The sequence below is a fragment of the Allobosea sp. GW821-FHT12C12 genome (assembly GCF_058807355.1).
The window spans coordinates 144,350-157,728 of the sequence record NZ_JBXAQP010000004.1 but is presented as its reverse complement, the minus strand read 5'-3'; the positions used below and the strand labels follow the sequence as shown (position 1 = coordinate 157,728).

The 13,379-nt window shown below is 67.3% G+C and carries 12 protein-coding genes; 7 read left to right on the top strand and 5 right to left on the bottom strand.

The features are described 5' to 3' along the window. Positions 1 to 57 precede the first annotated feature (57 nt). The 3 genes from AC1RRW_RS07460 (at position 58) to AC1RRW_RS07450 (ending at position 3,714) form a co-directional block, all read left to right on the top strand. Positions 58 to 1,389 (top strand): malonyl-CoA decarboxylase, encoded by a 1,332-nt coding sequence (locus AC1RRW_RS07460; protein ID WP_492900009.1) that lies wholly within the window; start codon positions 58 to 60, stop codon positions 1,387 to 1,389. Between the two features lie 37 nt (positions 1,390 to 1,426). Next, positions 1,427 to 2,974, top strand: coding sequence for a malonate--CoA ligase (locus AC1RRW_RS07455; protein WP_492900008.1), 1,548 nt, complete (start codon positions 1,427 to 1,429; stop codon positions 2,972 to 2,974). A 338-nt stretch (positions 2,975 to 3,312) separates the two neighbouring features. Next, a complete protein-coding gene (locus AC1RRW_RS07450) occupies positions 3,313 to 3,714 on the top strand; it encodes a type II toxin-antitoxin system HicB family antitoxin (RefSeq protein ID WP_492900006.1) in 402 nt (133 codons plus the stop codon). Between the two features lie 43 nt (positions 3,715 to 3,757). Here AC1RRW_RS07450 and AC1RRW_RS07445 read toward each other — a convergent pair whose 3' ends face one another. The 4 genes from AC1RRW_RS07445 to AC1RRW_RS07430 form a co-directional block, all read right to left on the bottom strand. After that, complete coding sequence (locus AC1RRW_RS07445) at positions 3,758 to 4,564, bottom strand: MBL fold metallo-hydrolase (protein WP_492900005.1); 807 nt, start codon at positions 4,562 to 4,564, stop codon at positions 3,758 to 3,760. 74 nt (positions 4,565 to 4,638) lie between these two features. Further along, a complete protein-coding gene (locus AC1RRW_RS07440; RefSeq protein WP_492900004.1) occupies positions 4,639 to 5,439 on the bottom strand; it encodes a creatininase family protein in 801 nt (266 codons plus the stop codon). 9 nt (positions 5,440 to 5,448) lie between these two features. Continuing rightward, positions 5,449 to 6,417: an SDR family oxidoreductase gene (locus tag AC1RRW_RS07435; RefSeq protein ID WP_492900003.1), complete on the bottom strand. Its 969-nt coding sequence runs from the start codon at positions 6,415 to 6,417 to the stop codon at positions 5,449 to 5,451. Then, positions 6,414 to 7,820, bottom strand: coding sequence for an FAD-binding oxidoreductase (locus AC1RRW_RS07430; RefSeq protein WP_492900001.1), 1,407 nt, complete (start codon positions 7,818 to 7,820; stop codon positions 6,414 to 6,416). The genes AC1RRW_RS07435 and AC1RRW_RS07430 overlap by 4 nt, the downstream gene beginning before the upstream one ends. A 236-nt stretch (positions 7,821 to 8,056) precedes the next feature. Here AC1RRW_RS07430 and AC1RRW_RS07425 point away from each other — a divergent pair, with 236 nt between their 5' ends. The 4 genes from AC1RRW_RS07425 (at position 8,057) to AC1RRW_RS07410 (ending at position 12,421) form a co-directional block, all read left to right on the top strand. Next, entirely contained in the window at positions 8,057 to 9,091 is a 1,035-nt protein-coding gene (locus AC1RRW_RS07425; protein WP_492900000.1) for an ABC transporter substrate-binding protein, read from the top strand. Positions 9,092 to 9,170: 79 nt separating this feature from the next. Further along, positions 9,171 to 9,986 carry an ABC transporter ATP-binding protein gene (locus AC1RRW_RS07420; protein WP_492899999.1) on the top strand — a complete coding sequence of 272 codons (816 nt, stop codon included), beginning with the start codon at positions 9,171 to 9,173 and terminating at the stop codon, positions 9,984 to 9,986. A 238-nt stretch (positions 9,987 to 10,224) separates the two neighbouring features. Then, positions 10,225 to 11,022 carry an ABC transporter permease gene (locus AC1RRW_RS07415; protein ID WP_492900225.1) on the top strand — a complete coding sequence of 266 codons (798 nt, stop codon included), beginning with the start codon at positions 10,225 to 10,227 and terminating at the stop codon, positions 11,020 to 11,022. Position 11,023: 1 nt separating this feature from the next. Continuing rightward, complete coding sequence (locus AC1RRW_RS07410; RefSeq protein ID WP_492899998.1) at positions 11,024 to 12,421, top strand: FAD-binding oxidoreductase; 1,398 nt, start codon at positions 11,024 to 11,026, stop codon at positions 12,419 to 12,421. On the opposite strand, the gene AC1RRW_RS07405 is transcribed toward AC1RRW_RS07410, so the two are convergent. Then, complete coding sequence (locus AC1RRW_RS07405; RefSeq protein WP_492899997.1) at positions 12,409 to 13,377, bottom strand: hypothetical protein; 969 nt, start codon at positions 13,375 to 13,377, stop codon at positions 12,409 to 12,411. The two genes, AC1RRW_RS07410 and AC1RRW_RS07405, sit on opposite strands and share 13 nt — an antisense overlap. Positions 13,378 to 13,379 lie beyond the last annotated feature (2 nt).

Sequence of the window (13,379 nt, the reverse complement as noted above, 5' to 3'; positions counted from 1 at the left end):
GCCTGGTTCCGGCTGTCGCAAAGCCATGTAGGATGCCGCCGTCGAAAAGGACTTTCCATGGATATGGCGTTTCTCGGCGATCTCCTGACCAGCGTCGCCGATCGCGGCCGGGCGCTGATCGGGTTCGAGCGCTTCGCCGGCCGCAGCCGGCCGATCGCGCAGCTTTGCGAGGATCTGCTCTCGGGACGCGGCGAAGCCTCGGGCATGGCGCTGGCGCAGGCCGTGCTCGACGCCTGGGAGCGGCTCGACCGGCACGGACGGCAGGGCTTCTTCGCCATGCTGCAGGAGCGCTTCGGCCCTGACCACGGCCGGCTCGGCAAGGCGATCGACGCCTATCGCGACGATCCGTCCGCCGCCAACATCGCGGCGCTGCATCTGGCCTCGGAGCCGCGCCGGCAGGAACTGCTGCGCCGTCTCAATCTCGCGCCCGGCGGCACTCATGTGCTGGTCAGGATGCGCGAGAGCCTGTTCGAGGCGACGGAGGCCCATCCCGAACTCGCCGCCGTCGACAGCGACTTCCGTCATCTCTTCGGCTCCTGGTTCAACCGCGGCTTCCTCGTGCTGCGCCGGATCGACTGGCGCACGCCGGCGAACGTGCTGGAGAAGATCATCCGCTACGAGGCGGTGCACGAGATCCAGGGCTGGGACGATCTGCGCCGCCGGCTCGAGCCGGCCGACCGGCGCTGCTTCGCCTTCTTCCACCCGCAACTGATCGACGAACCGCTGATCTTCGTCGAGGTCGCGCTGACCGGGGAGATCCCCCGCAGCATCGGCGAGTTGCTGGCGGGAGACCGCGAGGTTCTGCCGGCGCAGGCCGCGAGCACCGCCGTATTCTACTCGATCTCCAACTGCCAGGAGGGCCTGCGCGGCATCTCCTTCGGCAATTTCCTGATCAAGCAGGTCGCCGAGGACCTGAAGCGCGAACTGCCCAATCTCGACACCTTCGTCACGCTTTCGCCGCTGCCGGGTTTCGCGCGCTGGCTCTCGGGGCTGGTCGAGGAGCCCGGCGATTTCCGCATGTCCAACGAGGAGCGCGCCGAGCTCGGACGCTCGCCCGGCGAGGCGATCTCGCTAGACGAGGCGACGCGGGCCCGCCGCGACAAGCTGCTCGGCCAGATGACGGCGCAATACCTGCTGCGGGCGCGGACCGCGTCCGGCCGCGTCATCGACCCCGTCGCGCGCTTCCATCTCGGCAACGGCGCGCGGCTGGAGCGTATCAATGTCGGCGGCAATCTCTCGGCCCGGGGTCTGCGCGAGTCGCATGGCGTGATGGTCAACTACCGCTACGATCTCGACGAGATCGAGATCAATCACGAGGCCTTCGCCACCCGCAATACGGTCGTCGCCTCGGCCGGCGCGAAGAGGCTGCTGCGCCCGGCAAACGTCTGACCGAGACGACCGGAAACGCCTGAAAGGACCCGAAATCATGGGCAACTGCCTGTTCGACCTCGTCCGCGCGCGCATGCCCGCGCCCGATGCGCCCTTCGCCCGGCTCGATGACGGCCGCCACTACACCTATGCCGACATGATCGACGTCTCGGGCCGCTTCGCCAATGTGCTGGTCTCGCTCGGCGTCAAGCCCGGCGACCGCGTCGCGGCGCAGGTCGAGAAGTCGATCGAGGCGCTGATGCTCTATCTCGGTGCGATCCGGGCGGGCGCGATCTTCCTGCCGCTCAACACCGCCTACACCCCGGCCGAGATCGAGTATTTCCTCGGCGACGCCGAACCGGCCGTCTTCGTCTGCGATCCGGCCAAGGCCCGGGCGCTGAAGCCCTATGCCGACAATGCCGGCGCCAGGCTGGAGACGCTCGGCGTCTGGCGCTCGCACGACGTGTCGGCCGGCACGCTGGCCGACAAGGGCCTCGTGGCCGAAACCGCATTCGCCGATGTCGCGCGCGGACCCGACGATCTCGGCGCGATCCTCTACACCTCGGGCACGACCGGCCGCTCCAAGGGCGCGATGCTCTCCCACGACAACCTCGCATCGAACGCAATGGCGCTGGTCGACTACTGGCGCTTTTCCAAGGACGACGTGCTGCTGCACGCGCTGCCGATCTTCCACACCCATGGCCTGTTCGTGGCCACGAATTGCGTGCTGTTCTCCGGCTCGTCGATGATCCTGCTGCCGAAATTCGACCCCGACCAGGTCTTCGCGCATCTGCCGAAGGCGACCTGCATGATGGGCGTGCCGACCTTCTATGTCCGGCTGCTGCAGGATGCGCGGCTGACCAAGGCCGCGACCGCGCATATGCGTCTCTTCGTCTCCGGCTCCGCGCCGCTGCTCGCCGAGACGCATCGCGAATGGCGCGAGCGCACCGGCCACGCCATCCTCGAGCGCTACGGCATGACCGAGACCAACATGAACACCTCCAACCCCTATGACGGCGAGCGCGTCGCCGGCACGGTCGGCTTTCCGCTGCCGGGCGTGTCGGCGCGCGTCACCGATCCGGAAACGGCGAAGGTTCTGGGAGCCGAAGAGATCGGCATGATCGAGGTCAGGGGTCCCAACGTCTTCAAGGGCTACTGGCGCAACCCCGAGAAGACCGCCGCCGAGTTCCGTGCCGACGGCTTCTTCATCACCGGCGATCTCGGCAAGATCGACAGGCAAGGCTACGTCCACATCGTCGGGCGCGGCAAGGACCTGATCATCACCGGCGGCTACAACGTCTATCCCAAGGAGGTCGAGGTCGAGATCGACGAAATGCCGGGCGTGATCGAGAGCGCCGTGATCGGCTGCCCGCATCCCGATTTCGGCGAGGGCGTCACGGCGGTCGTGGTGGTGAGGCCCGGCGCGACGATCACCGCGGGCTCGATCGCCAAGACGCTGGAGCAGCGACTGGCCAAGTTCAAGCTGCCCAAGCAGGTCTTCATCGTCGACGACCTGCCGCGCAACACCATGGGAAAGGTCCAGAAGAACCTGCTGCGCGAGAGCTACAAGGATATCTATGCGCGGGCGATGAGGGCGGGGGAGTAGGGGGCGGGCCGGACTGTGCGAGCGCACCATCGTCGGGAGATGGACAAATGCCAGACGTGTGTATAAATACACACTAGTCGAGGATGGGTTGGGATGAGCCAGAAGCGTGGCCCCATGACACCGCGAGAGGTTGTGACGCGGCTCAGGGACGATGGCTGGCGCATCAAGCGGAAAGGGCCGGGCGATCACGTCCAGTACTGACCACCCGACCAAATCCGGAAAGGTTACGGTCGATATGGGGGCAAAGGAATTTCCACCCGGAACGCTCCGCTCGATCTTTCTTCAGGCCGGTTGGCCATGGTGAAGCAGCCCGTAGCCGCCTTAGCAGGATATGTCCTATGCCCTTGGCCCATGCGCTCGTTCACGAAGAGAACGGTCATTTCGGAATTTCCTTCCCGGACTTTCCAGGCTGCATCAGCGGTGGCGCAAGCGCCGAGGACGCGATCCGCAAAGGCTCGGAAGCCCTGACCTTCCATGCCGGTGGAATGGAAGAAGATAGTGATCCGATGCCGGTGTTGCGTACCTTGAACGAGTTGCGGCGCGATCCGGCATTCATGGAAGCCGCGGAGGGTGCGGTGCTCGCGCTCGTGCCGTTCGAACTGCCGTCCAGGGCCGTCAGGATCAATATCTCGATGGACGAGAACCTGCTGGGTGCGGTCGACGCAGCGGCGAAAGCGGCAGGCATGTCGCGATCGTCATTTCTTGCCGAAGCGGCCCGGAAACGAATTCGGGCGGCGTGAAATTCGGGTGGTAGGATCAGCCGATCGCTGTTCCTGCAGGAACTCAGGCGCGGCGCAGCCCGAACTCCAGCGTTTCGTCATCCTCGGGAATGAGCAGGCGCTCCGGCCCGATCCCACTAGCCTCGGCGGCCGCACGCAACGCCGCGCGGCTCACCGTGGCGTGGTCGAGCGCCTCCATATGCACCGCCACGACGATGGCATCCGGAACCGCTTCGCAAAGCGCGATCGTCTGCTCTGAGTCCATCACGATCAGCGTCCCGTCCCGGAGCGCGCCGCAGGAATGCGTGACGATGATCTCGGGCTTCGCTGCCGCGACGGCAGCGAGCAGCGGCGGGTAGAGCACGCTGTCGCCGCACCAGTAGAGGGCCGGTTCGCCGGCCGCTTCCAATGTGAAGCCGATGACCGAGCCCATCTTGTCCAGGACAGGCCCGGTGCCATGCTGGGCCGGCTGTGCGGTCAGGCTGATGGGCCCGATGGCGATCGGCCGCGTCAGCGGCGTCACCGCCTTGAATCCGGCTGCCTCGATCGTGGTCTCGTTGCCGGGCTGGCAGATCAGCGGCAGCGTCTTCGGGAGCACGTCCTTGGCGACGGCGTCGAAATGGTCTGCGTGGAGATGGGAGACGATGACATGCTCGACGCCCGCGAGCACGTCGTCGACCTGCATAGGGAGATCGACCATCGGATTGGGTGAGCGTCCGGTGAAGGATGGCCGGCCGTGCTTTGGCGCCAGATCGGGGTCGATCAGGCACGTCCTGCCCGCATAGTCCAGTTTCAGGGTCGCGTTTCGGATCAGGCGAATGCGCATGGCGGTCATCGTCTCGGGGAAGCGTGGCTGAATGATCTGGCTCATCCTCGATGAGTGGCCAGTTCATTTCCGTGAACGACACGCCACGGCGGCGTGATAATGCGCCGTCAACGCCGCATTCATTCCGCCCGATACAGCCTCTCCAGCGGAAACCGCGCCACATCCGCCAGCAATTCGACGAAGCCTTTCGCCTGCAGTTCCGCCGTGGCCTTTCCCTTCTCGGCCGTGGCGAGGCTCGCATCGCCTGCCGCGCCCGAGCGATTGACGTCCTGCGCCATCCAGGCCATGGCGTGCAGGCCTGTCGGCCGGAGCCAGGCATAGCCCTCCTCGATCATCGTCACGGTCGAGGGTCTGAACGGCGCGGCCTTGCCCATATCGACGAGGTCGGGCCGGAAGTGCAGCATCAGCGAGGTCTCGATGTCGCCGCCATGGATGCCGTGATTGGCGTCTAGCTCGGCGAAGACGCCCCGCGGCAGGCCGAAGGCGCGCCAGGCGGTCGTCACGGCCAGCATGCCGTGATCGACCCGCAATTCACGCGCGGCGACCTTCATCGGGTCGATGTTGCCGCCATGCGAGGTCACGATCACGAGCTTGCGCAGGCCGGCGCGCTTCACGCTTTCGCCGATCTCGATCCACGTCCGCGTCACGGTCTCCCAGCCCAGCGTCAGCGTGCCCGGCGAATGCAGATGCTCGTTCGATTTGCACACCGCCATGGTCGGCAGCACCAGCACGTCGAGCCCGGCCGGCGCCAGCGGCATGGCGAGGCCGAGCATCGCGTTCATGATGGTGGTGTCGACCGAGACCGGCAGATGCGGTCCATGCTGCTCGATCGCCGCCAGCGGCAGCACGGCCACCGTCGTTTCCGGGTCCAGCCCGTGGAAGTCAGTGGTCTTCAGGTCACCCCAGAGGCGCGCGCTCATGCTCTCGTCCTAACCCTGTCTCGACAGTTCATATCGTTTGAAAGGCGCGCCGGCCGCCGTTTCGAGCGCGTCCCAAAGCCGCGCCGCGACCGCTCCGTCGTTCGCCTCGCCGACGATCTTGGCTCTGGCTGGCGAGCCCCGGATCTCGCGCCAGCCATCGGGGCCGTAATAGCCGCCTTTTTCCACCTGCGGCGCGGTTGCGGCATAGAGGGTCGGCAGCGCGCCGGCCGCCGTCGACTGGCTGAGCATCGGCGCGACGAACGTGACCAGCCGCCACAGCGGCGCGGCGGGTCCGGAGCGGCCGCTCGCGGGGCCGTTGCGGATGAGCGAGCTCGTCGCCCAGCCGGGATGCGCCGCCAGGCTGGTCAGCCCCCAGCCATGCCGGTCGCCGCGGCGCTGGAGTTCCAGCGCGACGATCAGCATGGCGAGCTTGGACTGGCAGTAAGCCTTCCAGGGATCGTAGCGGCGCTCGCCGTGCAGATCGTCGAAATCGATCCGGCCGCGGCGATGGGCGAGGCTGCCGAGCTGGACGACGCGCGGCGCGGCAGCCTTTCGCAGCAACGGCAGCAGCCGGCCGGTCAGCGCGAAATGCCCGACGACATTGACGCCGAACTGCCGCTCGAAGCCGTCGGCGGTCAGGCTCCGGGCCGGCAGCGCCATGACGCCGGCATTGTTGGTCAGTATATCGAGCGGCTTGGCGGCGCGCAGCTGGTCGTCCGCGAACGCCTTTACCGAAGCCAGATCGGCAAGATCGAGCCGCGCAAAGCTGACCTTGGCCATCGGCGCGGCTGCGCGAATGGCCGCAACGGCGCGCGCACCCTTGTCGGGGTCGCGACCCGCAAACAGCACCTCCGCGCCCGCGCCGGCCAGCCCAAGAGCGGTCTCGTAGCCGAGCCCGCTTGGTCCGGTGACGATGGCGCGACGGCCGGTCTGGTCCGGAATGTCGGTGGCGGACCAGCCGCGTGCCGCCGATGTCATTGCGCGGCAGCCTTGGCCTCGGCCTCCCAGCCGAGCAGCTTGCCGGGATTCATCAGCCCGAACGGATCGGCGAGGCGCTTGAACTCGGGCTGCGGCGCGTCGGTGCGCTTCCAGCCGGCATTGTTCAGCACCCAAGTATGCGGGTTCGAGGCCTGGATGCCGGCTTCCTCGGCCAGACGCATGATCTCGTGCAGGCGCTCCGCCGTGGTGAAGCGCACCAGCGGCAGGCTCGAATGATAGACGCGGCCCTGCCGGCGCTGGAACTCGATGTGGAAGATCACATCCTCGCGGAAATGCTCCTCGGCCCAGTCGAGCAGATCGAGGTTCCGGCCGGGCGGAAAGCGCAGTTGCAGATAGGTGATCGCGGGATCGACCTTCAGCGCATGCAGGGTCGTGTGGTTCCAGGTATATTCGTAGAGCGGCCCCGGCGCACCCTTTTCGCGATGTTCGCCGAAGGCCGCGGCGCGGGCGGCCTTGGCGTCGCGGGCAAAGGTCACGGCGCCGCCCGTCTCCGCGATCAGCCGGTCGAGTTCGTCGCCCTGCGGTTCGGATGCCATCAGGATGGCGAAGGCCTTGTCCCGCCCGAGATAGGGCGCAAGCCTTCGCAGATAGGGCGCGATCGCGGGCGCGTGGATGCTGACCAGCTTCTTGGCGATGCCGTCGCATTCGGTGAAGGCCTGCCCGAAGGCGGCGGCGGCTTTCAGGCTGTCGAAGGTGGCGATCCGCTCGGCCCAGTCATGCGCCGGCGCCAGCGGCGCCTCGACCTCGGTGATGATGCCGTTGACGCCATAGGCGTGCATCACCTTGAGGATGTCCTTGCCCCGCAGCTCGATCAGCCGCGGCTGCGGTTCGACCGTCATCACCTCCAGCGCGATCACCGCGCCGAGGTTGTCGATCTGGCCCCAGGTGCAGGAGCCCGCGCCGGCCGCGCCGCCGGCGACGAAGCCCCCGATCGTGGCCTGCGCCCGCGTCGAGGGATGCATGCGCAGTTCCTGGCCTTGCGGCCAGAGCGCCTTGTCGATGTCGAGCAGGTTCGCGCCGGCCTCGAAACGGCCCGCGCCGCGCCTGGTCGAGACGATGCGGTTCAACCGGGTCAGGTTCAGCACGACGCCGCCTTCCAGCGGCACGGCCTGACCGTAATTGCCGGTGCCGCCGCCGCGCACCGTCAGCGGCACGCGATGGCGCGCGCAGGCAGACGCGACGCGGATGACCTCGGCCTTGTCGCGCGGCAGGATGATCAGCTCGGCCTGCTTGCCGTCGAGATCGGGCTTGAGCACCGGCGAAAACCAGAAGAAGTCGCGGCTGTGCATGCGCAGGCTCGGCGCGTCGTCATGGATCGTCAGGTCGGCGAGGTCGGCGCGAAGCGCGGCGAGGGCTGGGCGGGCCTTCAAATGAAGAGACATGGCGTTCCGGTCGCAGGAGCGGGCGACAGCTTAACCGGATGACGGCATTGCGAAAGGGGCCGGCGCGCAGTCGCGCCATGATGGAGGAGGATTGCCGTCGATAGCGGCAATTGCCCATTCTCTGTGCGCAAGCGCCGCATGCCGCATTTCCAGCGCGCCCGACTGCATGGCATGTCTATTGCTCGCCCGCGATCTCAGGCATCTTTCGCCGAACAGTCTTCAGGGAGGTCACCAGCATGACGACGATGAAGTATCGGATGAGCCGGCGCGCCGCGCTCGGCCTGATCGGCGGCTCGGCCGCGTCCGTGCTCGTGCCGGCGCCGGGCGCGCGCGTCAGCGCCCAGACGCTGGACAAGGTCTCCTACCAGACCAACTGGCGCGCCCAGGCCGAGCATGGCGGCTTCTATCTCGCCGCCGCCAATGGCATCTACAAAAAATACGGCATCGACGCCGAGATCAGGCCCGGCGGCCCGCAGCAGAACCCCTCGCAGCTTCTGCTCGGCGGCCGCGTCGACATGATCATGTCGAACTCCTTCGAGGCGATCCGCTATGCGCAGGAGGGCATCCCTTTCCTCTGCATCGCCTCGATCTTCCAGAAGGATCCGCAGGTGCTGATCTCGCATCCGGGGCAGGGCAACGATTCCCTTGCCGCGCTGAAGGGCAAGCCGATCCTGGTCGGCGCCGCCGGCCGCACCAGCTACTGGCCTTTCCTCAAGGCGAAGTTCGGCTACACCGACGAGCAGATCAGGCCCTACACCTTCAACATGGCGCCGTTCCTCGCCGACAAGACGATCTCGCAGCAGGGCTTCCTGTCGTCGGAGCCCTTCGCCATCCTGAAGCAGGGCGGCGTCACGCCGGTGGTGCATCTCATCGCCGACGCCGGCTTCGAGAACTACAACACCACGATCAACATCTCGCAGAAGATGGTCGCGGAGAAAAAGGATCTGGTCCAGCGCTTCGTCACCGCCTCGCTCGAAGGCTGGGCCGAGTACATCAAGGCCGGCCCCGCCAACGCCGCCGCCAACGCCCAGATCCTGAAGGACAATCCCGACATGGATCAGGAGAAGATCGACTACGCCGTCAAGGTGATGAACGAGAAGGGCATCGTGCTCTCGGGCGACGCGATGACGCTCGGCATCGGCGCGATGACGGATGTGCGCTGGGCCAATTTCTACAGGCAGATGGCCGATGTCGGCGTCTTCCCGGCCGGCGTCGACATCAAGAAGGCCTACAGCCTGGAGTTCATCAACAAGGGCGTCGGGAAGGCGTAACCCGCTTGTCATCCCGGGGCGCGCCAAAGGCGCGAACCCGGAATGACAAAGTGGGCGCCAATCAACGGATCATCAGGCTTTGGACACGGCCTTTCTGAGCACACATGCCAAGGAGCACGCCGGCGGCGGCCGGCCGCTGGTTTCGATCCGCGGCGTCTCAAAGCAGTTCGCCAACGGCACGCTCGCCGTGCGCGACGTGAATCTCGATCTCGGCGCAGGCGAGTTCGTCAGCCTGCTCGGCCCGTCCGGCTGCGGGAAGTCGACCCTGCTGCGCATGATCGCGGGGCTCGGCGCGCCCTCCAGTGGCGCGATCGAGTGGCCGGCGACCGGACATGACGTCGGCGGCAAGCCTGAGCGCGATCTCGGCTTCGTCTTCCAGGACCCGACGCTGATGCCATGGGCGAGCGCGCTCGCCAACGTCATGATGCCGCTGACCCTGAAGGGCGTCCGCAAGAGCGAGGCGCAGGACCGCGCCGCAGAGATGCTGGCGCTGGTCGGACTGAAGGGCTTCGAGCGCTCCTATCCGCGCGAACTCTCCGGCGGCATGAAGATGCGCGTCTCGATCGCGCGCGGGCTCGTGCTCAGGCCGAAAATCCTGCTGATGGACGAGCCCTTCGCGGCGCTCGACGAGATCACCCGCCACCGTCTCAACGACGACCTGCTCGAGCTGTGGTGGAAAGAAAAGTTCACCGCCGTCTTCGTCACGCATTCGGTGTTCGAATCGGTCTATCTCTCGAAGCGCATCGTGGTGATGGCGGCGCGTCCCGGCCGGGTCATGGCCGATCTCGACGTCGACGCGCCCTATCCGCGCGACGAGCTGTTCCGGACCTCGCCGGAATACGCCCATCTCTGCCGCGTCGTCTCCGGCAAGCTCAAGGAGGCGATCGGGTCGTGAGCAGGGATCTTCCGACACACTCAGCCCTCATCCCGAGGAGGCCCGCAGGGCGGTCTCGAACGATGCCCCAGCAGGTTTCGGAACGAACCCGAGCATCCTTCGAGACGCAAGCTGCGCTTGCTCCTCAGGGTGAGGACTGTGGGTGGGAGGCCGTGTCGTGACGGCCGTTGTCGAACCTCATGCCGCCCATGATGGCACGGACGCGCAAGCGCGCCCGGTCTTCGCCGCCCAGCCGCGCATCCTCGGCCTGCCCGCAACCGCCTGGCCGCGCATCCTCGCGCCGATCGTCATCGGCGTGCTGGCGCTGGCGCTCTGGGAATTCGCCGTGCGCTGGAACGGCGTCCCGCCCTACATCCTGCCCGGCCCCGTCCTGATCGGCCAGACCCTGGTCGCCGACTGGGGCACGCTGTCGGGCTCGCTCTGGATCACGCTGCGGATCACCTTCATGGCGCTGGCGGCCGCGGTCGTCGTCGGCGTCGCGCTCGCCGTGCTTTTCACCCAGTCGAAATGGCTGGAGATGTCGCTCCTGCCCTATGCGGTGATCCTGCAGGTCACGCCGATCGTGGCGATCGCGCCGCTGATCATCATCTGGGCCGGCGACATCAATCTCTCGCTGCTGATCTGCGCCTGGATCGTCGCCTTCTTCCCGATCCTGTCGAACACGATCCTGGGCCTCAACTCGGCCGACCACAACCTGATCAACCTGTTCCAGCTCTACGGCGCGACCCGCTGGCAGACCCTGCGCCATCTCAAGCTGCCCGCCGCGCTGCCCTATTTCCTGGCCGGGCTGAAGATTTCCGGCGGCCTCGCGCTGATCGGCGCGGTCGTCGCCGAATTCGTCGCCGGCACCGGCGGCAGCGCCTCGGGTCTGGCCTATCGGATCCTGGAGGCCGGCTACCAGCTCAAGATCCCGCGCGTCTTCGCGGCGCTGATCATGATCTCGCTGTCGGGCATCGCGATCTTCCTGGCGACGAGCTGGATCTCGCATCTGCTGCTGCGGCGCTGGCACGAGAGCGCGCTGAAGCGGGAGAACTGAGATGAGCGCCGTATCCGAGCGCAAGCCGAGGCCGGCGCAGCCCTCGCGCTACGACATCGCGGCCCTGAAGGCCGAACTCGCCGGCATCCAGCTCGTCGACGAGCCTCGGGCGGTGCGCAAGCGCTCGCGCGACTTCTTCTGGTACTCGCCGATCCTCAACCGCGAGCTCGCCGACAAATCCGCCGACATCATCGCCTGCCCGCGCGACGAGGCCGAGGTGGTTCGCATCGCCGCGGCCTGCGCGAAGCTGCGCATCCCGCTGACCGTGCGCGCCGCCGGCACCGGCAATTACGGCCAGGCCGTGCCGCTCCAGGGCGGCGTGCTGCTCGACATCACGGCCTTGACCGGCATCGCATGGCAGAAGCCCGGCATCGTTCGGGCGGGGGCCGGCTCGCGCCTGATCGACGTCGACATGGCGACGCGCGAGGCCGGCTTCGAGCTCAGGATGCACCCCTCGACCAAGCGCTCGGCGACGCTCGGCGGCTTCGTCGCCGGCGGCTCGGGCGGCGTCGGCTCGGTGACCTGGGGCGGCCTGCGCGAGCCCGGCAACATTCTCGCCGCGCGCATCGTCACGGTCGAGGAAGAGCCGCGCATTCTGGAGCTGCGCGACGACGCGGCCCAGAAGGTCAACCGCGCCTACGGCACGACCGGCATCATCACGGCGCTGGAGATGCCGCTGGCCCCGGCCTGGCCCTGGATCGACATGATCGTCGCCTTCGACGACTACATGGATGCGTTCAAGGCAGGCCATGAGGTCGCGCTCGCCGACGGGGTCGTCAAGAAGCTGGTGACGCCGATCTCATGGCCGATCCCGTCCTATTTCGGCGCGCTCAAGCAGCATTGCCCGCAAGGCAAGGCGATCCTGATCTGCATGATCGCGGAAGCCTCGCTCGGGCCGTTCAAGGCGATCATCGGCGCGCGCGGCGCGGTGACCTACGAGGGTCCGTCCGAGGAGGGGGCCGGGACGGCGCCGCTCTACGAATACGCCTGGAACCATACGACGCTGCAATGGCTGAAGAGCGACCGCTCGATCACCTATCTGCAATGCCTGTTCCCGCATGACCGGCTGGTCGAGAGCGCCGCCGAGATGATCGCGCGTTTTCCCGACGAGGTGCTGGCGCATCACGAGTTCATCCGCTTCGGCGGCAGGGTCACGGCGAGCGCGCTGCCGATCCTACGCTACACGACGCCCGAGCGTCTCGACGAGGTCATCGCGCTGCACGAGGCGGCCGGCGTGATGATCGCCAATCCCCATGTCGTCTCGCTGGAGGCCGGCAGCCGCCACAAGCGCGCCGATGCCGACCAGCTCGGCTTCAAGCGCGAGGTCGATCCGCACGGCCTGCTCAATCCGGGCAAGATGGCGAGCTTTTCGCCATCCGCGGGCGCTCAGGCGAAATAGGCGAGCTTCTTGTCCGCCGGCATCGCGTCGAGCGCGTGGAGGTCCGATTCCGAGGTCGGGGCGGCTGCCGCTCTCGCCGCGGCGGCGGCCTCGAGGATGGCGGTCTCGGATTCGATCTCGCCGGCTGGCGCGCTCGCCGTAGCCGGCTCGACGAAATCGAGATCGCTTTCGGGCAACGCGGCCGCGGGCGGCTCCTCGAAGACGATGTCGTCGGTCAGGTTCTGGATCGAGCCGATCCTGCGCTCCAGCGTCGGAGCCATCGTCAGGCCGGCGATGCCGTCTGTGGGGTCGGCGGCCGGTGCGCCGATCTCGACGACCTCGATGTCGTCATAGGCGGCGGCCGGCATCGCCGCAGGCATCTCCTGGACCGGATCGCTCCAGGTCACGATCTCCATCTCGTCGGCCTCGGGCGCCCCCTCGGCCCGGTCCGCGAAGGCGCGCAGGCTGGAATCCAGCATGGCGATGGTGTCGGCGATCTTGTCGATCTGCTGGGCCGTGCCCTCGACGATGGCCGCGGCGGCGAAGATTTCGGTCGTGCGGCGGTCGAGCAGGTCGCAGAGATCGTCGGTCTCGCCGGCTTCGCGCAGCCGCCACGAGGCCTCCTGGATGGTCTCGGCCGCCGTCAGGATCTGGGCGGACGAGGTCTCGATTCGTTGGGCGAGTCCCGAGGACGCGGCGTCGTTGCGGCCGCTGATGCGCTCGAGATCGAGGCGCAGATCGGCGATCAGCGCGGCGGCCTCGTATGAAATCGTGTCGGCGGCGGGCTCGGCAGCCGCGACGCCGACGGCGCGTTCGATGCGCCCGATCGCGGTCAGGAGCTGCGCGGTGTCGGCCTGACGGTTGCGCTTGGCGAATTCGGCCATGAACCAGCGGCCGCGCGCCGTCTCCATCACGGCCTCGCTGATCGCCTCGTAGTCGTTCTCGCTCAGCGGTGTCAGCGAACGCGCCTCGCTCATGA